This is a genomic window from Paenibacillus kribbensis (genome assembly GCF_002240415.1).
Classification (GTDB): Bacteria; Bacillota; Bacilli; order Paenibacillales; family Paenibacillaceae; genus Paenibacillus; species Paenibacillus kribbensis.
Window position 1 is genome coordinate 4,441,894 of the sequence record NZ_CP020028.1, and the last position, 21,759, is coordinate 4,463,652.

Annotated in this window: 15 protein-coding genes; 4 read left to right on the forward strand and 11 right to left on the reverse strand. The window is 48.7% G+C overall.

Annotated elements, in window-relative coordinates:
• Positions 1-25: 25 nt before the first annotated feature.
• The 10 genes from B4V02_RS19845 to melA all read right to left on the reverse strand — a co-directional run bounded on the left by B4V02_RS19845 (position 26) and on the right by melA (position 15,583).
• Complete coding sequence (locus B4V02_RS19845) at positions 26-1,315, reverse strand: beta propeller repeat protein (protein ID WP_094156087.1); 1,290 nt, start codon at positions 1,313-1,315, stop codon at positions 26-28.
• Between the two features lie 149 nt (positions 1,316-1,464).
• Positions 1,465-2,919, reverse strand: coding sequence for a PstS family phosphate ABC transporter substrate-binding protein (locus B4V02_RS19850; protein ID WP_094156088.1), 1,455 nt, complete (start codon positions 2,917-2,919; stop codon positions 1,465-1,467).
• Positions 2,920-3,061: 142 nt separating this feature from the next.
• Positions 3,062-3,619 carry an SAM-dependent methyltransferase gene (locus tag B4V02_RS19855; protein WP_244188367.1) on the reverse strand — a complete coding sequence of 186 codons (558 nt, stop codon included), beginning with the start codon at positions 3,617-3,619 and terminating at the stop codon, positions 3,062-3,064.
• A gap of 181 nt (positions 3,620-3,800) precedes the next feature.
• Entirely contained in the window at positions 3,801-5,897 is a 2,097-nt protein-coding gene (locus B4V02_RS19860; RefSeq protein ID WP_094156089.1) for an ABC transporter permease, read from the reverse strand.
• The gene (locus tag B4V02_RS19865) at positions 5,872-6,774 is read right to left on the reverse strand and encodes an ABC transporter ATP-binding protein (protein WP_094156090.1); all 903 of its coding nucleotides are present in this window, start codon (positions 6,772-6,774) and stop codon (positions 5,872-5,874) included. Before B4V02_RS19865 ends, B4V02_RS19860 begins: the two co-directional genes overlap by 26 nt.
• Positions 6,767-7,156, reverse strand: coding sequence for a GntR family transcriptional regulator (locus B4V02_RS19870; protein WP_007429078.1), 390 nt, complete (start codon positions 7,154-7,156; stop codon positions 6,767-6,769). Before B4V02_RS19870 ends, B4V02_RS19865 begins: the two co-directional genes overlap by 8 nt.
• Positions 7,157-7,316: 160 nt before the next feature.
• On the reverse strand, positions 7,317-9,992 hold the full coding sequence (locus B4V02_RS19875) for a PAS domain S-box protein (RefSeq protein WP_094156091.1): 2,676 nt from the start codon (positions 9,990-9,992) through the stop codon (positions 7,317-7,319).
• 95 nt (positions 9,993-10,087) lie between these two features.
• Complete coding sequence (locus B4V02_RS19880; RefSeq protein ID WP_094156092.1) at positions 10,088-11,023, reverse strand: nucleoside hydrolase; 936 nt, start codon at positions 11,021-11,023, stop codon at positions 10,088-10,090.
• 174 nt (positions 11,024-11,197) lie between these two features.
• On the reverse strand, positions 11,198-13,441 hold the full coding sequence (locus B4V02_RS19885; RefSeq protein ID WP_094156093.1) for a glycoside hydrolase family 6 protein: 2,244 nt from the start codon (positions 13,439-13,441) through the stop codon (positions 11,198-11,200).
• Between the two features lie 627 nt (positions 13,442-14,068).
• Positions 14,069-15,583, reverse strand: a complete 1,515-nt coding sequence (gene melA / locus B4V02_RS19890; protein WP_094156094.1) for an alpha-glucosidase/alpha-galactosidase — start codon at positions 15,581-15,583, stop codon at positions 14,069-14,071.
• Between the two features lie 311 nt (positions 15,584-15,894).
• Between melA and B4V02_RS19900 the strand changes: the two genes are divergently transcribed.
• The 4 genes from B4V02_RS19900 to B4V02_RS19915 all read left to right on the forward strand — a co-directional run bounded on the left by B4V02_RS19900 (position 15,895) and on the right by B4V02_RS19915 (position 21,276).
• Positions 15,895-16,893 (forward strand): substrate-binding domain-containing protein, encoded by a 999-nt coding sequence (locus tag B4V02_RS19900; RefSeq protein ID WP_094156096.1) that lies wholly within the window; start codon positions 15,895-15,897, stop codon positions 16,891-16,893.
• Positions 16,890-18,335 carry a sensor histidine kinase gene (locus B4V02_RS19905; RefSeq protein WP_094156097.1) on the forward strand — a complete coding sequence of 482 codons (1,446 nt, stop codon included), beginning with the start codon at positions 16,890-16,892 and terminating at the stop codon, positions 18,333-18,335. The genes B4V02_RS19900 and B4V02_RS19905 overlap by 4 nt, the downstream gene beginning before the upstream one ends.
• Positions 18,310-19,647 (forward strand): AraC family transcriptional regulator, encoded by a 1,338-nt coding sequence (locus tag B4V02_RS19910; protein WP_094156098.1) that lies wholly within the window; start codon positions 18,310-18,312, stop codon positions 19,645-19,647. Before B4V02_RS19905 ends, B4V02_RS19910 begins: the two co-directional genes overlap by 26 nt.
• 228 nt (positions 19,648-19,875) lie before the next feature.
• Positions 19,876-21,276 (forward strand): sugar porter family MFS transporter, encoded by a 1,401-nt coding sequence (locus tag B4V02_RS19915; RefSeq protein ID WP_094156099.1) that lies wholly within the window; start codon positions 19,876-19,878, stop codon positions 21,274-21,276.
• 207 nt (positions 21,277-21,483) lie between these two features.
• Here the strand turns inward: B4V02_RS19915 and B4V02_RS25965 are convergent, their stop codons facing one another.
• Positions 21,484-21,621, reverse strand: coding sequence for a hypothetical protein (locus B4V02_RS25965; RefSeq protein WP_157739758.1), 138 nt, complete (start codon positions 21,619-21,621; stop codon positions 21,484-21,486).
• Positions 21,622-21,759: the final 138 nt, after the last annotated feature.

A 21,759-nucleotide genomic window follows, 5' to 3' on the forward strand; every position in this document is an offset into this window, starting at 1 on the left:
TGCGTTCCCTTCCTTCTATACCGATTCAGTGGCCAGATGCCGCTGGCTTGTCAAAAACATGGCTCTGAGTCCAATGCTGCCCACCATCTGAGGTCGTATACATCACAGGTGCCTGCTCCGAATCCGAGAAAATAGCCCAGCCTTCCTTGGCGTTCGCCATCCCGATTTGCTGGCTGCCGTAGCCGCCAAAGCTTTGCTTGCCATTGTTCCACGTCTTGCCGCCGTCATTCGTCCAGCCAATCGTATTGGGCTTGTCGCACGGTGCGCAGTAGCCGCCCATCAATGCCGTATGGCTGTTGACCGCATAGAGCATCCCCGGCGCCACCCCTTCATTTTTGGGAACCTGATTGTCCTGCTGGCTAATACCGGGTGCGGGACCGCCGCCAGCGGTGGCATTGGCCAGTACAGCGCGCCAGCTTTGACCGCTATCGGCCGTATGCCAAAGCGAATACGAAGTCTGATTCATGCCTGTGCCTCCAATCAGCTCGATCCATGCGTTGCCCCGTTCCACCGAACGGATAATGGCCCCGTTCAGAGGCTCCTCGGTTGTCCGTGACATGACGGCAGTCCACTTTTGCCCTCCGTTAACGGTGTGTAAAATCTGAAATGAGCGGTCTGTGTTCTGCGTTACCACCCAGCCGTTTTGCCGATCATGAAAATAGGGCTGTCCCACCGTATGATCAGGCACAGGAAGCGCAGACCAGCTTTGTCCGCCATCCTTCGTATATTGGCTGCCGCTGAATCCTTCTTTGGATGATACAAAGTGTAAAAAGCCTGCTGTTCCTTGCTTAGGCACTGTCCCTACAGTCTCCCAGCGTTTGCCGCCATCGCGCGTTGCCAGCAACGACCCGCTATCGGCCATAACAGCCCAAGCCTGCTGCCCATTCAAGGCAAAAATCTGCTGCACCGCACCTTGACCCTGATATTGCACATTCCAAACCGATCCGACGGAGCCGGATGGTCCCGCATCTGTCCGGGCAATCCAGCCGTTGCCGCCGATCCAGCCGGACTTGCCGTCGATCAGACGCAGGGCAGTAATATTGTCCATGCGGACCTTTGCTACATTAGTGTCTGTAGATGCTTGTCCCGTGGCGGATGGTGATGTAGTATTGCTCCCGTCAGAAGCTGTCTGCTGTTCTGGTGTATGTACAGCCGCTCCCGAACCGTTCGCTTGTGCCGACGTTGAACCTGGCTGCTCATTCTGAGTCACTTGCCCATCCGTTTTTTTCGGTCCGTTTTGTGCACCGGTTTCACATCCCGCTGTCATTATGACTATGGCGAGCAAAAGCAGCCAGGCCGATGTTTTTTTCTTCATTTTCGTTCATCCCCTTAAGTTGTTGATATACATGCTGTGCGGGTATCGTGATCACAGCAGGGCATATTCTATGTATTACCCTGCTGTCTTCGTTTCACTCTTGCGGGTGAAAATACGGAATCAACGGTATGCAAATCATCATTGCAGATTTACGAGCTCAGAGCAACAAAGCCCCCTCTTTCAATGGCCCGGGTTCCGTCTTCGCTTTGCAGCCATTCGAGTAATCGCTGCAGCGAAGGGCGTGGCTTCTCGCCTTCCCGTGTGATCGCGAATAGTTGAGCCGTAAATGGATATTGCCCCGAACGAATATGTTCTTTGTTAGGCTCCACCCCATCAATAGGCAGAAACTTGACCTCTTGTCGATTATGCATCACATTGGCAAAATAATAAAATGAATAGCCAAGCGCGTTGTGATCCTTGTTAAAATCTGCGACTGCATTAATCATACCACCCATAATGCCAATTTGGAGTTCTCGAGGCGGTTGAGTCATCGCATGGCCTGCCATTACTTTCTTTTGCATATATGTCTGGCTACCTGAATTTTCCTCTCGCTGATAAGCAATGATCGGCTGATCCTTTCCCCCTACTTCATTCCAATTATGAATAGATCCTTCATATATGCGGCGAACCTGCTCTGAAGAAAGTCCCTTAACCGGATTGTCCTGATGAACGAGAAAAATAAACGCATCCCGTCCAATGGGGTCGAGCTTCATTTGCACCCCACGGCTTTTCGCCAGACGCAGCTCCTCATCGGAGGGTCCGGCCACCAGAATCAGATCCGCCTTCTTTTCGATCAAATTTACATATGCCTGATGTGTCGTATTGAATCTCAGTTCGTGTGCTGCGCGCGCCTTGCTCATTCCAGTCAATTCATGCAGCATATCCTGTGCGAACGGAATGGCCGCTGTAGCTCCGTCAACTACCGGAAAATCCGTCTCGGCAATGTATGGATGTTGAGGAAGCCTCAATGCAACCGTCAGTACAATGATGAGCGCAGCGGACATCGAAACGACAACCCATTGCCATCTATGATCCACCTTTCCGTCCTTGTCGGTCACCGCTGGATAACGATCTACCCCCACACCTATCACCATGCCAGCTATCGGCAGCAGTGCAGTCAGCAGAAACCAGATTTCACTATGCTGTGTATAGGGCTCCAATACCTCCAGCACAGGCGCCGCCCAAGCGTGATAAAGTGAAAAGAGCTCCCACGAACCTCCCCACACCTCAGCAGGTTGACCGCCAGATCCCTGTAGCCCCACAATCCACAGGCACAGTCCGCACAATAATGATAACAGTCCGGTCAGCATCAGTGGAAGCTGATGCATGCTGGAAATACGCGCACTCAAGGCACCGTAAGCCGCAAAAATCAGTCCAACAATCCATGCGTATAGCACCAGCATCACAATCACGGCTGTATCTGTTACACCTTCATGTCTCAGCAGAAGCTGCACATTGGATGCCACAACGATACTCCAAATAACATTAAACATGACTGAAAACAATCCAAACATAAACGTACCGCCCAGCCATGGCCAAAACCACGCTATCCGCACAGCAGCGCCTTTCTCCGTATCAGCTATAACTCCCTTTGGATCAGACATGTACATCCCCCTATACCTAGTATATGAAATGAGACTGTAAGCAATTGCTTCTTCATTGTACAATTATGGTAAAGATTAGTATACGAGGAGATGGTAAAAAGGCCTCCCCTGCAGGAAAGGCCTTTTTGGTATCGGATCTTCTTTAGATTGCTCTGGCATGGATCAAAAAACGGTGCTGCTTCACGTCCCAATATCCATCACGTTGGATGTCCAAATACAGACCATACAGCTGTTCTATATATTTCTGTGGCTGAAAGTCTGCAATCTGCCATTCAATAGCTTTTAAATAATAGACGAGCGCTCCGATATCGTAAAACCGCTGTATCGGAAACTGCTCCTGCTGGTCCACGATTTCGAAGCCGTTGCTTTCCAGACCTGCAAGCGCTTGAGAAAGAGTCCAATCCGCGTACTCGTAATCAGGCGCTCCCAGGCGTTCGTTGATGCCCGCACAATCCAGGCCCCCCACCTGTTGGGTCAAAAACGTCCCGCCCGGACGCAAAATGCGACGTACTTCCGCTGGCGAAAATGACTCGTGCTTATTCAGCACAAGATCGAACCCGGCATCGTCAAACGGAAGGGCGTCGTCATCATCTATAGCGATAACATGTACGCCCAGCGGATCCAGTCGTTTTTTGGCAACAGGAACATTCGGTGCATACGCTTCTGTCGCATATACGGCCTCTGGAAAAGGACTCTTCATGATGCTTTAGTAGCTGTAGAAACTCACGATCTTCTGTATATTTCATAGCTTGCTGCTCCTCCACAATTGACCTGTGCGCTAATGACTTTTTTTCTCTTTAATGTTCTACGTTGTCTCTCTCTATGCCTCTATTTACGTCAGTCCAAATGTGGAGAAGCTCTTGCCTGTTGTTCCGAACCGCTTAAGGAGCTGTCGGTAAAGCCTTCGCAAGCTCCGGTGTGATGTCTTTTGGAGTTAATAAGTAATAAACTGTATGAAAGCCGGAACCGCTGATGGACTTGATTTTGACTTGGAATAGATAAGTGCCTTTCTCCACTTGTGGATCATAGCTATAATTATTACGGTTATCCAGCACAGTATTCCAAAGTTTTGGATCTTCAATTGTGGTGACTTTATACTTCTGCTGCAATATCCTGAATAAATTCACTTCATCAATATACTTGCCAGGTTGATACGGCTCCTTCTCTTGAGAAATCATCGGAATAGCTCGAACCGATAAAATGTCTTTCGTCGTGATAATCACCTTGTCGGCGTATCCTTTGCGTTCCAGCCAAGCATTCAGCTTGTGGAAGGATAAATGCCAATTATAGGAGACGTTGCGAGTCCATTCCGGTTCTTCTGCTGAAATAGATGAAGGTTTGTTCAGAATTTCAATATTCCCCAACGCATAAGAGCCTGCCTGCATTTCAATATAGCTCATGTCCAAAACTTCTTCTTTCAGTACTGCTTCAAATTCACGAATATCTTTCGGATCAGTCAGAACAACTCGTCGTTCGTTATCATCTGCCGATTGAATGCTGATTGTCTCCGCTGTACCATACAGCTTATCAAGTGAGTAGCTTACTGTTTTGTACGGCTCAGACAGCATCACTTTCGCCAGCGCTGCCCGGAAAGGCTGCTCGGGAAATGTATAGCTGCGAGTCATAATGGTACCATCATCCAAACAATAGGCAATGGATATCCTTTGTTGAGGTTCTTTATTGGACCCGGACGTCTCTCCAGCTGAATGTGCTCTTACAAGCTCACGCTGTAAATTCAGAACAGCGGCGATAAAATCTTTTTCTTGCGAAAAATAAAGATTTTTCCGTGTTGCTCCCCCGTCCAGATATAAATTTGGCCCAGCATAGACTTGCTCGACTGAATGCGCGGTTGGAATCCGTTCCTCGAAGCCTATCCAACTAGACGTGGGGATGTACATTGCCAGACCCAAAACTGCACCGTATGCGACCAACTCCAGCAAAGCACGAATACGCACAATTTGCCACGTTTTGCGGATTACCATCTCCACAGCAATATAGCCCAAAATAGCTCCAAGCACATACCCGAAGATCGCCCAGTCTTTCCTCTGGCCTCCTGTGCTATAAAAATATTCCCCTATCAGCAGCATGGCACATACCATGACTCCTGCCTTAAATAAGGGTTGGAAGAAAGTAAAGGCCATGGCCTGTGTCGCCTTCTCTACCAGCCGTTTGCGATATAACACATAGCTTAAAATCACAAACAGCAAGGAAACACCAATATAAATAACCAGCTCCACATATGAAAATGCATTAATCGCCAATTCCATAATGCGGGCGAATGGCGATAAACTATACCAAATATTATTGCTGCTACGCAACTCCACGCCATTACTATATTGGACAATGGTTCCAGTAATCTGAGTGTAGCCATATAGATTGTGCCCCAGAAAACGACTAATCATGGAGTACAAAAAAAAGGGCAACAGCAGCAAAGCATACACTACAACGGATTGCAACAGCGATTGCCCTACACAGATGCCTACAAACACGGTAAAAGCAAACAGGAAAATCGAAATAACCGATACAACCAAAGCCCATGATCCAATATCATTGATATGAAAAATAAAAGGCAATTCAACCGACGTGTTTAACAGAGCCGTTACTCCCGCAGTCAGCCATATGGGTACAATCAAAAGGATCAGACCGCTAATTAAATGTGCCGTTAACAGATGCTCTCTGCGCAAAGGAAGACTGTGGTATAAATCTGATGAACCCTTCCGCTGAATAAAGCGAAGCAGCATCACACCCGCCAGCACAGGTACAGTCAAAAAAACGATATTTTGCAATCCATCACCTGAGCTCGTACCATCGAACAGGCTTCTCAAAACCGTGGGCACTTGCTCGTTTCCAGTACTCATAAATAACGGCAGCGGCACTGTAAACAGTAATCCCGCCAAGTACAACAGACCGATCCAGCCATGCTGTCTCAGGCTTTGGCGAACCACGCCGCCGCTATAGAAGAATCGGTTGGATGTCATAACCCGCGTCCTCCATTTCATAAATGAAAATTTCCTCCAGCGTCAACGGCAGCAGATCGAACACATGCGGCTCATACGCTTGAATCGTTTCTGCAATCCGCTCTCGTTCCCCACGGATAATCAGCAGCAGAACACTGCCTCTCCGCTCCTTATGTACAACCGAAAGTTGCTTGTATACGGCTTCCTCATGCGCGCTTTCACGAAAAGCAACCTGCACCTTATGGGTATCGGACTTGAGGTCGTCGACTTCCTTTTCCAGCAGCATGCGTCCCTGGTGCATAATACCGACGTGATCACACATGTCTTCGATCTCACGCAAATTATGGGATGAAATCACAACGGTCAGCTCGCGTGCAGCCGTTTCCTGGAACAGCAGATTTTTGATCATTCGCCGCATCACGGGGTCCAATCCATCAATCGGCTCATCCAAAATCAACAGCTCAGGCATACAGCTCAAGGCAAGTAAAAATGCGGCCTGCCGCTTCATCCCTTTGGAAAAACGATGTAGTTTACGTTTGGGGTCCAGCTTGAAAATGCCCGTAAGCTGCATGTAGCGCTCCTCACTCCAGCTTGGATAAATGGAGCGATAAAAACGGGCCATCTGTTGAATCGTCGCCTGCGGAAAAAAATAGGGTGTGTCCGGCATAAACAGAATGCGCTGCTTGACTTCGGGCTGCTCATATACAGCTTGCCCCCCGATCAGCACCTTCCCTGTATCCGGTCGATAGATTCCGGCAATCATTTTGAGCAGTGTCGTTTTACCCGCCCCATTCGAGCCCAGCAATCCAAAAATGGAGCCTTTCTTCACCATAAGGGCGAGTTGATCCACCGCCTTTTCTTCTGCAAATGTCTTTGTGACTTCCCTTAATTCAATCAAGGGACATCCCCCTTTCCTTCAATTGCATCGCTTCCACGTATATGGCGTCCACTTCCGGCTGCGTAAAACCAAAATGGACGGCTTCGATCATCTGCTTTAACAGTGCTGCCCGAATCTCATCCCGCTTCATTTGCTGCGGCTGCTGCTCGGCAGGTGTGACAAAGCTGCCCTTGCCCTGGACAGAATAGATATATCCTTCGCGTTCCAGCTCACGATACGCCTTCTGAATCGTATTCGGATTCACTGTTAGCTGAGCGGACAATGCCCGCACGGAAGGCAATTGCTCATCCGGCTCAAGTGATCCGTACACGATCATTTCCTTCACCCTGTCCATTAGCTGCTCGTAGATTGGCTTGCGGCTGCGGATATCCAGATCGAACATGGACTTCCTCCTTTCAAAACCTGGTCAGATGTATCTGCATATTTCAAACTGTCCTAACTGTATTATCATTAATAGTACAGTTAGGACAGTTTGTCAATCATTTGTTTGGTTATTATTACAAAAAATAGCCGTGATGCATGATGCATCACGGCTATTTCTTTTAACATTCCTTCGACTCATAAGGCTCATCACGGCTCATATTCACCAGCGCTTCCTTTTCTGGCAGCATGAGATCTAGCTGAAACCGGAACGTCGATCCCTGGGCCTCTTCACTATCCACACCAATGGAACCCCCCATCAGCCTAACCAGGTTTTTGCAAATGGACAGCCCCAGACCTGTGCCTCCATATTTCCGGTTCAGTGCGGGATGGAGCTGGGAAAAGGGCTGAAACAATAGATGCTGGCGATCGACGGGAATACCGATGCCGGTATCGGTTACGCTGAACTCAATCAAGCATTTCCTTTTACGGCGGCTGTAAGCCTTTTGCTCGGCAAAGATGTTTACACGCCCTCGCTCCGTAAATTTGATCGCATTGCTCACCAAATTCACCAGCACCTGCCGGATACGCACATGGTCGCCGACGAGTACTCCCGGCAGTTCCTGATCCACGTGCCACTCCAGTAGAACGCCTTTTTCCATAGCCTGCCTAAGAAATAGGTCTGCCACACTGCCCATCACACGCTCAAGCTCAAAAGGCTCGTGCAGCAACGCCATTTTTCCAGCTTCGATTTTGCTCAAATCCAGAATCTCATTGAGGATCTGCATAAGGGCCGAGCTACTGCTGGTAATAATATCTATATAGCTCCGCTGTTCCTCATCCAACTCGGTGTCGGCGAGCAGTCCCGCCATGCCGATAATGCCGTTCATTGGTGTACGAAGCTCATGACTCATCACGGAAAGAAACTCGGACTTGGCCCGATCAGCGCGCTCAGCAGATTCCTTGGCACGAATGATTTCCTTTTCGTTCGTGATGTCTACAAAAACCATTACGGCCCCTTTTCGCTCGCCATTATCCATCAATGGACTGATTCGATAAGAGGCAAGGAAGCTGGACCCATCCTTTTTCCAAAAAACAGCTTCCTCCGCCTGATAGGAAGCACCGTTGCGGACCGCCTGGAGAATAGAAGACTGCTCATCTGGATAATGACTCCCAATCTCATCAGCATGTCGTATTATGCCTATACATGCATCATCCAGCGTATTTTCCAATCCCACGCCAAACATCTCGGCAGCCGCCGGATTCATAAAACGGACGTGTCCTTCGGTGCTTAAACCTACAATCCCTTCGGATACCGCGTTCAAAATAAGCGAATGCTCGTTGCTGAGCTTTTCAATTTGCGCAATGTAGCTTTTTAGAGGGGTAACATTTTCAACAATCCCGTAGCAGCCCACAATTTCCTCTTGCACAAAAATGGGGATATGGGTCATCTTGATGAACAGACGCTCCCCCTTCTTATGTATGAATTGCGATTCATAGGTTTGCGTCTCTCCCTGCTTGGCCAACTCCATGTGGTGCCTGATCTTGTCCTGTTCCTCGGCAGAAGCCATTGCAAGTATTTCAGCTCCAAGCAATTCTCCGCTTGTATAGCCAGTTAGTTCCTCCAAACTCGGATTCACGCTCAGGATTTGGCCCTCCATATTCATGGCGCATATACCGAGCGGGTTATGCTGGAACAGCGACTTATAACGATTTTCACTTGCCCGAAGACGCTGCTCCATTTCCCGATGCTCCGTAACATCCTGTACCATCCCCACAACTTGAATGGGCTTGCTTGCATGCTCGTCTATTTCGGCTTCCCAGATTGAGCGCAGCACTTTTTGTTCACCGTTCGGCAGCACAATTCGGTAAAAGGTCTCTTCATGGATTCCCTTTAATATGACGTTCGTGATGATCTGCTGCATCCGCTCCGTATCCTCGGGGTGGACAGCCGCCATGAAGGCGTCAATACTCGTTTCAACCGACTTAACACGATAGCCGAAAATGCTGCGGAATTCTTTGGAAAAATGCATAACATTGTCGACCAGATCCCAGTCCCATGAACCGAACATGGCCAGCTGCTGCGCCTTTGCCAAATTCTCCTCACTCTTCTGGCGCTCTGTAATATTACGGCCTATGGCCAAAATGCGTTTGATCCCGCCGCTTTCATCTCGAATAATGCGGAAGGACACTTCCATCCATAAATAATGCCCGTCCTTGTGGCGTACACGCTGCTTCATAATGCCTGTTTCCTTGTAGCTTCCATGTACCCGCATATAATCGGCATCTTCTGTATGATAGAAATCGAGCCGCTTTCTGCCGAGCATCTCCTGTCTGGTATAACCCAAAAGCTTCTCTACCGAAGGAGAGACGTACTCAAGCCTGCCATCCGGCGTGCTGAATGAGATCACATCCGGTGTATTTTCCGTAATCAGCATGTATAAATCCTCGTTGTCCGAAAGCACCTGCTGTATGTCTTTTTTCTCCGTTATGTCCGTCGCATAGGCAATCAGATACGATTGTCCGCTAGCCTCATCATCAAATATCGTTAATTCCAGCGACAGCCAGACTGATGTTCCCCGCTTATGTTTTAAACGCAGTTCTGCCTTGTATACTTGATCCTTAGCCCCCAGCCAGCCGACATAGGCATCTCTCAGACCTTGCTGATCCTGAGCTTCTTCATATAAAAGCTGGTAATATCGGGTGTCCTGCAATTCCTCCTGCTCGTATCCAACCATTTGGCAAAAAGCAGGATTAACATACAAGCATTTTCCCTGCCTCGACAAAATGGCAATTCCTGTCGGGGCGTGGTTATACATATGTTCCAGCAAAGGCAGTCGTTGAGCAGCAGAAAACACAATGAATCTCCTCCTTTGGGGGGCCGGCAGCCTTACAACATGTATGTACAAAAGATTGCCGATGCAGCTCCATCGACAATCCTAGAGCTATTTGTTTATACCACCCGGCTAAGAAAATGACGCAAAAATCGCTCCGCATCGACCTCTAGTGCCACATCGACAGAGGGCAGCGCCTGAGCTTCGTGCTCGTTTTGCACCTCACGGGTGCGACCGACTTCAGGGGAATCCCCCACCTCAACAGCAATACGCATCGGACGCGTCTGCACAAAACTGGAATCTATGGCTAGTCCAACGGCCAATGGATCATGCAAAGCACAGCCTGCAATACCAGGTCTGAAATTGCGATAGGCTTCCATATAAAAGTCCGTCATATCTGCCATAAACTTGCCCAGCTCGGTTCCTTGCTCTCGCCACTTGTCTACATCATGCTGGGGAAGCAGCGTCTGCATGGTCACGTCCAGCCCGACGAGTGTAAGCGGGAAACCCGCTCCCAGCACATAGGCTGCGGCTTCCGGATCAGCGTAAATATTCGCTTCAGCGGCCTCGGTTACATTCCCTCGTACTGTAACCGCTCCGCCCATAATGATCAGGCGGTCAAGCAATTTCGGCAATTCGGGGCAGCGATCCAGTGCAATCGCAAGATTGGTCAGCGGTCCCACAGCTACCAGGGTAAGCTTGCCCTCATAGCGACAAGCCTGTCCAATTATAAAATCAGCCGCATCCCCAGGCGCGGCCTGGTGTGACGGCGCTTCTTTGAGCTGATTGCCAATCCCGTCCTCACCATGAATATGGCGGGAATACGGCTTGAACAGCTCACGGGCATACGGCTTGTGAGCGCCGGACACGACCGGAGCCTCTACACCCAGCTTTTCCAGCAGGATCAGTGAGTTGCGTGTTGCCTCCTCCACCGAGATATTGCCAAAGGTGGTTGTAATGCCGAGCAGTTCCAATTCTGGAGAATGGACAGCGTATGCAATGGCAAGTGCGTCGTCGATCCCCGTATCTACATCTAAAATTAACTTTTTACTCATGATGACCTCCACAGTAGAACAGCATTCTTTTCTCATTATACACAATTTGAATGCTGATTCCCTTGATCATGAGGTTCTTTAGCTGAAGACGATCAAAAAAGCTACGGCAGTTACGCCGTAGCTTTTCCTTCAGGGTTTCTTCTATTGTTTAAGCGCACATCTTCTGTCTTGATCTTAAGGCTCGATTCCCCATACCAGCTTATCATTTTGGTACAATGTTACTTTGTTCCATTCTGTATAAGAGCTTTTGGTTGGATCGAACGAGTAGTCATTGGATTCGTCGTGGTTAGACCAGTCGCTTTTGTTAATGCGGACCTGAATTTCACCTGTTTGTGCTCCAGCAGCAAGCGTGCCGGCAGCAGGACTGAAACCAATTTCAATATATTTGTCTGTAAAGGTACGCAGCACGTTATCATTACCTATTTGTGCCCAGTCCACTGCAGACTGCATTTCCTGGCTACCCTCTTTAGTGAAATAGTAGCGGATTTTCAGGTCACTCAGCTTTACAGGAGTTGTCCCGTTATTTTTTACGTTAAAAAATGGTTTAATTGCATTATTCGTTGGATCGGTATCTCCAGCCCGGTACAGAACAGCCAGATCACCTGCAGGTTCTGTTGGAGTCGGAGTTGGTGTAGGTGTTGGATCTGTTGGGTCAGTTGGATCTGTTGGAGTTGGTGTAGGTGTTGGAGTTGGATCTGTTGGTGTAGTAGCCTTCGATCCAACAGTCACTTTCACTACAGCCGAATCCTTGCTTGAACCATTTGCATTCGTAGCACTTATTACATAGTAGTAAGTCGTTCCATTCGTCAAATCTGTATCCGTGTATTCTGTGCCTGTTACACGAGACGCAATCGTTGTAAAAGGACCTTCCTCACTGGTAGCACGCTTCACTGTGTAGCTTTGGGCACCAGTGGAAGCAGCCCAAGTCAGCTTCACACCCAATTTTCCCTGTAAGTCTGCCGGTACTGCCGGAGCTTCTGGTGTTGGTGTAGGTGTAGGTGTTGGAGTTGGTTCTACGCTACCATCGGCAGCTTTGATTGCTGGATATGCATTGTTCACGAGCATAACGAACTGATCATGGAACCACGCACCGGAAATCGGAGCATTTGGCAATGCGCCTGTCAATACGCCGTCACTGGTTGTGTAAGTAGGATCACACATCCGGTCAAAGCCTTTGCCCTCATCGTTCGGAATGAGCGAGCTGGAGCCGTCGGAAGCACCCGGAGGCTTCGCCCATACATATGCATCGACATGGGAAGCTGGAGCGGTTTGAGGAGGTGTCCCCATACCTGCGCCACTGTTGTTACACCAGTTACCGCGATGGTCGCGTCTGTCCACACGGCCTGAGTTCACGTACGAATTGATATCGTTACCTGTAGCTTTAGTTGGACGGTTCGGTCCACCCCAGCCGTTACGGCCGGTATCAATCAGCATACCGAGAGAACTTGGCCAGCCTGCATTTACAAAATCTCTGTGCAGACCTTCTGTGAAATGCAGCTCATCGAAGTAAGGGTTCCATTCGTAATACTTGGAAGACTTGATCGGCTGTCCGTTAATATTCAGGTTGGAATCAGGCAGATTAGGCTCAACCAGCGGCGTAGTGTTGGCTGTATTGGTGATAAAGCCGTCTACGCTGGACAATCCTTTAGATGTGTTTCTGAAAACGTTGGTATACAGAGAAACTGTTGCTGAACGGTTGTTATCCCAACCGAGCCAGCCGGAGTGACCGATATCTACGTATTTGTATACGTTAGGAATTTCGTTCAGTTTGTTGATTGTGTACTGAATGCCGGTTTCATAGATACCGGTGGATTTGGCTTGAGCACATTTTGGATCGCTCATATTGGTTACCAGGTTCGGTAAACTGTCCGGTTCAATGATCGTTACGATACGAATGTCCTTATATTTGGGGTTGGCAAGGATCTCAGCAATCTTGTCGACATAATCCTTTTTGTACGTTTCCAGACCTGCCTGGGTCAGCGGAAGCTCACCGTTGGAAGCCAAGGCATGACAATCCCGTCCGGGCAGATCATATATAATAAACTCTGCCGTAATCGGCGTGTCGCCTTTCTTTTGGGCCAATACTTGATCCAGATGCTCTTCCAGACCAAGATTGCCTGGAGTTCCTTTAATGGCAGCGATGCGATCGAGCCATACGGATGTCGGGAACGTTTTGACGGTTTGCATTTTCGCTTTCAGATTAGCATCGGTAACCTTGGCAATTGACGAATCGACGAAAGCGGCGTAATCAGGACTAATATATTTTGTTGCCCCGATATAAGGGTTGTCCACATGGGATTCTGCATTTATTTTACCTGTCAATCCTGTACCTGGTAAAAAACTACCTGCGACGAGTGATAACGCAAAAGCATACTTCATGCCTTTACGAAGCACTTGCTTTGTTTTCAATTGTTTCACCTATCTTTCTTAAATTTTGTTTACTCATCCTATGTCGTCACCTGATTGTTACACGATTTTGCGTGATTGCACCCTCTTTCCTCAAAAAAAGTAGCGTGCATAGCCGCAAAGGTAAGCGCATTCTGTGTTTCCTCGCGCCCGAATTTTCGTATTATCCCCTTTTTGTCACCTCCTATGTTAGATTATAGTAACCCTGAAATCTGCTGTAAATTGAATAAATTAAGGTCTAGATTATAAATTAGGCATTGGATTGCCACACTTCCAGTTCTTTCCGTCTCCCCGTTACTGATCGCCGAGTCCCTCGTATGATGAATTATCCCTGATGTTACAAGCTTTTCCAAGATTCGAGTTCGACAAAAAAAGGAGCAGATTCCTAAAAATTAGGGTGCATTCTTTAATTTCCGTCAGCTAAAATCGACATTATAAATCTTGGACTGCGATCCATGCCAAATGGTTAAATCTATCAACAATAAAAGGGTATTTTCAGGCCTCATAGCCATGAAAATACCCTTTCTTGTTGTATAGTTATCGTTGGACAGCCTCACGGTCATTCATCATGCATGTGAGGATTTTGCAAAATCCTGACTACATACATGCAGTGAACGCTAATGCGATGATACCAAGCTGCTAGGCTTGGCTTGGCTGCACCTTTTCACGTTCCTTGCCTTTGTCGGATTCGCCCGCATTTTTGTTGGCCGCCTCCCGGTCCAGTTGCATTTCCTCAATCGTCTTGACCTTAAGCCTTGCCGCTCCCTCATAAGGACGAGTTGGGACAAGATCACCTGCAGCCAGACGCTGACGCGCCTCGGCAATCGCTGCTTTGTATTGTGGAAGCCATGCTTCCTGCGCTACCAGCATTTCATCAACCATCTGCCAAATCTCTTTCGGGTTACAAACCGCACCCACCAGCGGGTCCATCATAAACGCCTGGCGCAGCAGCTTATCATCCCCATGCACAGCCGCTTCGACAGCCAAACGCTGGACGGAAATACTTACATTGCAGACGGCCGCAGGACCGAGCGGAAGCTCCCCGACATGTGGCATGGAAATACCGTTCCGATCCACGTATCCCGGTGCTTCAATGATCGCATCGTCCGGCAAATTGGAGATTACTCCGTTATTGACGACATTAAAATGCCCACGGTATACACGCCCGGTTTCCAGCCCTTCGATAATGTACGAGCCGTGCTCCTCACCACGATTCTCCGCCGTATACACTAATGGATCTTCTTTCATCCAGTTTGGAAAATCTGTCTCGAACCAGTTGCGTCCTTCCGTACATACACGCAGATAGCCACCTGTTTCTCCGTTGATCCAGCTCCCCAGATCAATCCAGTCTAGAATTTCATCCGGACGCTTCCGGTACCAAGGGACATATTCACTTAAATGACCGTTTGATTCTGTGCTGTAATAGCCAAAACGGCGAAGCATGTCGATTCGTACCTTTTCGGTGCGGCTATATTCGGGATGCTTTTCAAAAGCCTCCAGCAGTCCTGCCGTCAGATCCTTCCCTTTATGGGATGCCTGAATGTACCATGTCTGGTGATTGATTCCGGCACACACAATGTCCACATCCTGCTTCTCCAGGCCGTACACCTCGGCAATTTGGTGATGACCGTGCTGGACGCCGTGACATAGACCAATCGTACGCACGCCGCCGTACTTGTTACAGGCCCAGGTCATCATCGCCATCGGATTCGAGTAGTTCAGCAGCAGCACATCCGGTGCACTCAGCTCACGGATATCCTTGCAAATGTCCAGCATTTCAGCGATCCCGCGCTGCCCGTACATGATCCCTCCTGCACACAGCGTATCTCCTACGCATTGATCTACGCCATATTTCAGCGGTATATCCACATCAGTCGCAAAGCCTTCCAGACCACCGACCCGGATCGTACAAATAACGTATATGGCATCCTTTAAAGCTATCTTTCGATCCGTAGAGGACTGTATTTGTATGGACAAACCGTTCTCCCGAATATCCCGCTGGCACAGCTCAGTGACCATATCCAGATTGTGCTGGCTAATGTCCGTAAAAGCCACTTCAATTTCGTTAAATTCAGGCACTGCCAACAGGTCTCGCAAAATTCCACGGGTAAAACCTATGCTTCCCGCTCCAATAAAAGCTACTTTAAATGACACGGCAATCAACCTCCGGTATGAGAATTGTAATATACCGCCATTGTAGCAACATGCCTGTGGAAAGCGTTATCAAAATTATGACCAGATTCGTGTTTAGGTGTCAAAAATCCTAACTTTCATATCGAAAAAAGCTAGTTCCCCTTCTTTTAATTCCCGTTTTACTCAAAAGTTGATTCAGCATTTGGGAATGTTCAGGAATGATTTCAATTTGCAATTCCTCCTCAATGACCGCGCGTGTGCTGACGATAGCTGCGGTGGTTTTGTTGCTGTATAATGAGTTGAGTCTGTAAATATTCCCAAAGGAGCAAGACATGTCAAACCGTAAATGGACATTTATCCTTATCCCCGTCTTCCTGCCATTTGCCTGGCTGCTGTTTCAGTTCACTCTGTCTTCTCTTCAAATTCACCAATTTGCAGAGCAATTGAAAACGGTTTCACAAAAAGACGGAGCTTCCGATACAAAAGTGGTATTGATATCGCAGGAGTTGGACAATTATTACTGGCGGTCAATCGAACAAGGAGCCCGAAAGGAAGCGGAACAGTACGGTATGCGGCTCGATTATATCGGGCCGGACCGCATTAATCCGTCCGAGCAGATTAAACTGCTGGATAAAGCGATCGCCGCCAAGGCGGATGCAATTCTGGTTCAAGGGATAAATGATCCGGAGTATCGCCGATTAATCAACAAAGCGGCCGGACTTGGCATACCTGTCATCACGATTGATACGGATGAGCCGGACTCCCAAAGACTGGCTTACGTCGGAACGGATAATGAAGGAGCAGGAAAGCGGATGGGCGTGCTGTTGGCAAAAGCCTCCGGAGAGCGTGGCGACATTGGAGTTATGATCAGCAACGAGCGCGTCGAGAATCAGCGGCTCAGGCTTGCCGGCTTTCGTTCCGTGATCAGCCGCTATCCCAAGCTCCGCATTGTGGAGATTCGCTCCTCGGACATTTCGCGGCTTCAGGCAGCTCAGCAAGCTCAGAACATGCTCATCCGGTATCCGCAGATCCGCTACATGGTCGGATTCAGTGCGCTGGACGGCCCTGGCATTCTGGAAGCTTCGGAGCGGAGCGGAGCGCGGAGTTTGCAGATTTTCGCTTTTGACGATATGGCCGATACGTTGGAAGCCATCAGAGATAGCAAAATCAAACTGACCCTTGTTCAGCAGCCCGTGGAAATGGGGGCTAAGGCCATAAAACTGCTGAATGATTATTTAAAGGGGAATGATCCTCAGGAATTAACATACACCAGGGTATACGAAGTGCATGCGGACACTCCCGACAACATGGCCGGAGATGATGGACAATGACGATCAGAAAGAAGCTGCTTCTGTTCATTCCCCTCTTAGTTGTATTCGCCAATATCATCGCTTATTTTGTATTCCAAAGCGGAAAGGTCGTACAACAGAGCTACGATGAAATGCTTGGCCGAATTCTGCTCATCGAGCAAACCTCCGAATCGGCAGAGAGCAACTTAAAGCTCCTATACGCCTATCTGCTTAATCCGAGAGACGATAAGGCTGTACAGGGCCCGACAGAACGCCAATTGATGCAGTTGAAGGGCAGAATTCAGGAAGTTTCCGACTCGGCCGCCCCTTCTTTCGCCGAGGAGGACTACGTGAATCTGTTGGCCACATTTCTTGAACAGAAGCAATCCGCTGTTCTGGACGCAAATGCACAAGATCCTCAATCGGCCTTTGAACATTATATTGAAGCGGAGAAAACTGTCAGCTATATCCACGAGGAGGGACAGCGACTGATTGATGCTGAACTGGCTTATTACCGGCCGATCATCGAGAACATCCGGAACAAGAATGAGCGAATGAACGGATTGGGAGTGGCGTTGTTCGGCATGAACGCGCTGATGGGGGTTTTGCTTGCAATCTGGGTCTCACGCAGCATTACCGGCCCTGTCGGCAGACTTGTCGCACTGGCGAAGCAAATCGCCACAGGCGATCTGAATATCGAGCCCCAACTGCGACGGGATGACGAGCTAGGCGTACTGTCGGACGCCATTTCGCAGATGTCCGCCGATTTGAGCATCCTCATCGAGAAGGATAAACAGAGTCTGGAAATGCGGCGGCTTGTGAAGGAACTGGAGCTTCTGGCCCTGCAAAATCAAATGAACCCACACTTTTTGTTCAATACCTTAAATGTGCTCTCCAAGCTGGCGATCCTGGAAGGGGCGGAGAAGACCAGTGACCTGATTGTTTCGCTGTCCAATCTGCTGCGGTACAGCCTGCAGAAGCTGGACAAACCTGTAACTCTACAGGAGGAACTGGATCATATCCGCGAATACGTAACAATCCAGCAGGCGCGCTTCCGGGACAGAATTCGCTTTGATCTTCATTTTGACGCTTCCGTACTTCAGCAGCAAATTCCGGCCCTGACGATCCAGCCGTTCATTGAAAACGCTTTTCTTCACGGTGTGGCAGATATGGAAACCGGAGCCATTATCGCGTTGACGCTGTCGAGAGCGAACGAGGATGTGCAAATTGAAATTTCGGACAACGGAAAGGGCATGGCGGAGGAAACCCGACTGTCCGTGCTCCGTCTTGAAGGTGGAGCCGAAAGCGGCAGTTCAACGGGACTTGGAATGCAAAACGTGTTTAAGCGGCTGCAGTTGTTTTACGGAAAGGAAGGAATGGTTGAAATCAGCAGCAATACCGGACAAGGTACTGCCATAACAATACGAATTCCTGTCAAGAAGGAGAGTGAGCGGACTGATGTATCGGTTGTTGATCGCGGATGACGAGGCTTTGGAGAGGGAAGGATTGGAATTGACAGTGGAACGGGCGATGCCGGGGGTATTCCGGTTCATTCATGCCGGCAATGGCCGCATGGCAATTGAATGCGCGGAAGAGCACCGTCCCCATATTGCCATTCTGGATATCAATATGCCCGGAATCGACGGGCTTGAAGCGCTTCGTGAATTGAAGGAGCGGCTTCCCGATACCCGATTCGTGCTCGTCACCGCCTATGATTATTTTGCCTATGCCCGGGAGGCGCTCTCTTTGGGCGTAAAAGAATATATTCTGAAGCCGGCGAAGCGGGAACTAGTCATCGATACACTGAAACAACTGATTGAAGAAATTGAGCGCGAGAAGCGGGCACGTACGGAAGAATTAGAGCTTAGACACAAAATCTCGCAGTTGATGCCGCTCGCAGAAAATGAGCTGGCTTTAATGCTTATGGTCGACCAGACAGTGGATTCGAGCGCTTCACAGTTGTCGGAATGGCTGGACTTTCCTCTTGATCAGGGAAGCGCCATCATTGCCGCCTTTGACGGATATACGGACGAGCAGGATAAAAAGAAAATTTATGATCATTTCCGAAGCTATGTAAAAACGCATGGCCCGAATTCCATTGTAAGCTCCTTGATCGACCATCATGTAGCCACTTTTTTACGAAAGCCGCCTGCCACCGGCGAAAACGACTGGCGGCAGCTGGTTAAACACCTTGTCCAGCAGCTTTCCGAGCTTGCCCGGCAGCAGCTTGGCATAAAGACTGCCATTGGAATCGGATCGCTGCATAGCGGCGAGGAAGGACTTCGCAAGTCCTATTTTGAAGCCGTTTTTGCCTCCACCCTACGCAAGCGGGATGGGGGTTACTGCCACTTTGACGAACTGAAGTCGTCAGAGGCCGGAAACGCTGGTTTACTTGCCGTCAAAGCGGAGAAAGGAATGCTTCAGCAGACGTACGTCATGTCAGCACTGCAACGGATACGCGAACAGCGGGAGGTTCAAACACTGACTATGCTAGGCAGGGCGAAAATGTATATTGAGGAACGATTCAACGATGATCTTTCGCTGGAAGAAGTAGCTGATTTCGTCCATTTGAATCCTCACTATTTCAGCAAGATTTTCAAACAAGAATACGGAGAAACGTTCATCGACTTCGTAACCCGGCTGCGGATTGATAAAGCCATTTCTTTGATTAAGTCCGGCAACCTTGCTCTTAAAGAAATCAGCTTTGAAGTGGGTTATAAGGACCCGAACTATTTTAGCCGTGTCTTTAAGAAGATAACGGGTGTTCCTCCCACTGAGTTTAAAGGCCAAAAATAGTAGAGATTCATCCATGCCGACCATCGGCATGGATTTTTTTAAGCTCGAATGACAAGGTAATGCTAGGTTTAGCCCCTCCGTCTCCAATTCAGAAAATCGAAGCCAAAATCGTGCATGAAAAGGTCCGTTTATTGAAGACGATAACCGGCCTTTCTCTTATAAGCGCGTGTTATACTTCTCCTCGAAGAATGGAATGAGGTTCCAGGAATCTGGAAGGGAGATGATCATATGGCAGTAATCATCAATAATGAAAGCGCTCAACAGAAAGCGCTTCAATCGGAAAAACCCAATATGCTTTTTGTGACGCTGGTATCCATCGTAGCTGCGCTTGGAGGCATCCTGTTCGGTTTTGATATCGCGGTTGTTTCGGGAGCAGTCGAATTCCTACAGCAGCGTTTTTCGCTGAGCGAATTTCAGGTTGGTTGGGCGGTGTCGAGTCTGATTGTCGGGAGTGTCACGGGAGCGGCTCTCTCCGGCTACATGAGTGAAAGGATCGGCAGAAAAAAGGTATTGCTGGCCGCCGGATTTTTATTCGTCGTCGGCTCGATCTGTTCTGCGCTTCAAGATACGTTCACCGGGTATGTGATCTTTCGCATGATCGGCGGCGTCGGCATAGGAATCACTTCCACCATTTGTCCAGTGTACAATGCGGAGATCGCTCCCGCCAAATACCGTGGCCGTTTGGTTGCTTTAAATCAGCTGGCGATCGTAACGGGCATTTTCCTGGTTTATTTTCAGAATTCGTGGATCGTCAGCCTGGGGGATGAAGCCTGGGGTGTCTCGACGGCCTGGCGCTGGATGTTCGGAGTGGGAGCCGTTCCGGGACTGATCTTTATGCTCTTGATGCTCTTCATACCCGAAAGCCCGAGATGGCTTATTAAACAGAATCGGCCATATGAAGCGCTGCCAATTTTACTGAAAATTCACGGTGAAGAAGCCGCTAAACAGGAAGTGCTTGATATCAAGGAATCGTTCAAAAATGAGAATGACTCACTTAAACAAGTGTTCGCTCCTGGTATTCGGGTCGCTCTCTTTATCGGTGTCATGCTCGCCATTATGCAGCATATTACCGGTATCAATGCCATTTTGTATTACGCGCCGGTTATCTTTAAAGGAATGGGACTCGGTACAGATGCCTCTTTGACCCAAACCATCTGGATCGGGTTGATCAATGTGTTGTTCACCATCGTATCCGTATGGCTGATCGACAAAGCGGGGCGAAAAGTCCTGCTGATGATCGGCACCTCGTTGATGACCCTCTGTTTGATCATTATCGGAGCCGCATTCAAAATGGGTTTGACCACCGGACCGCTCGTGCTCATCATGATATTGATCTACGTGGCCGCCTACGCTATATCGCTTGGGCCGATCGTATGGGTTATGATCTCGGAGATCTTTCCAAACCGCGTTCGCGGCAAAGCGGTCGCCATCGCTTCGATGGCATTGTGGGCCGGCGATTATCTGGTATCCCAGGCATTCCCTCCCCTGCTGAGTTCAGCCGGTCCGTCCAATACCTTCTGGACATTCGGAGCCATCTCGTTGTTCGTCGTATTCTTTATATGGCGCAAGGTTCCCGAAACCAAGGGGAGATCGCTTGAACAGATGGAAAATATGTGGCTCGGGAAATGACCCGGCTTTAGCTCTCAAGAAGCCCGGACACGTGTTATAATGCTTGAAAACATATAACCTCTGAAGTCATGCCGACTTAAAATCGGCAATGCTTCAGAGGCTTTTTTTTGCTTATTTGTAATTTACCCGCCCGCTTCTCCTTAAATCACTTGAAATTATGAATGGGCTGTTTTTGATTAATGGATAGCGTCGGCTCCGGAACGGGCTTCAGATCCGATACGAAAACAGGATGTTTCGTAAGTCCATCCAACTTAACTCGGGATGCACGAATATCCGTCTCGCATCCATCACCATACTGCTGCTGCCTGCTTGCAAATAAATGGTCTCGCCTACCATAATGTCCAATGTGTCCTCATAGCATTATTTGGAATTCAAACATTTGATTTGAGCATGCAAAAAAAGCCCATTCCTACTCATGGTTCAAGTTGGAAAGAGCTTTGAAAGTTTATCAAGTGTTTGAATCATTTTGTGTTTGGTTTGTTG

Bases quoted from the DNA above. Each gene is read 5' to 3' on its own strand.
- B4V02_RS19845 (WP_094156087.1), bottom strand. From the start codon at position 1,315: ATGAAGAAAAAAACATCGGCCTGGCTGCTTTTGCTCGCCATAGTCATA.
- B4V02_RS19860 (WP_094156089.1), bottom strand. From the start codon at position 5,897: ATGACATCCAACCGATTCTTCTATAGCGGCGGCGTGGTTCGCCAAAGC.
- B4V02_RS19870 (WP_007429078.1), bottom strand. From the start codon at position 7,156: ATGTTCGATCTGGATATCCGCAGCCGCAAGCCAATCTACGAGCAGCTA.
- B4V02_RS19880 (WP_094156092.1), bottom strand. From the start codon at position 11,023: ATGAGTAAAAAGTTAATTTTAGATGTAGATACGGGGATCGACGACGCA.
- B4V02_RS19900 (WP_094156096.1), top strand. From the start codon at position 15,895: ATGTCAAACCGTAAATGGACATTTATCCTTATCCCCGTCTTCCTGCCA.
- B4V02_RS19910 (WP_094156098.1), top strand. From the start codon at position 18,310: ATGTATCGGTTGTTGATCGCGGATGACGAGGCTTTGGAGAGGGAAGGA.
- B4V02_RS19855 (WP_244188367.1), bottom strand. From the start codon at position 3,619: ATGAAGAGTCCTTTTCCAGAGGCCGTATATGCGACAGAAGCGTATGCA.
- B4V02_RS19905 (WP_094156097.1), top strand. From the start codon at position 16,890: ATGACGATCAGAAAGAAGCTGCTTCTGTTCATTCCCCTCTTAGTTGTA.
- B4V02_RS19850 (WP_094156088.1), bottom strand. From the start codon at position 2,919: ATGTCTGATCCAAAGGGAGTTATAGCTGATACGGAGAAAGGCGCTGCT.
- B4V02_RS19915 (WP_094156099.1), top strand. From the start codon at position 19,876: ATGGCAGTAATCATCAATAATGAAAGCGCTCAACAGAAAGCGCTTCAA.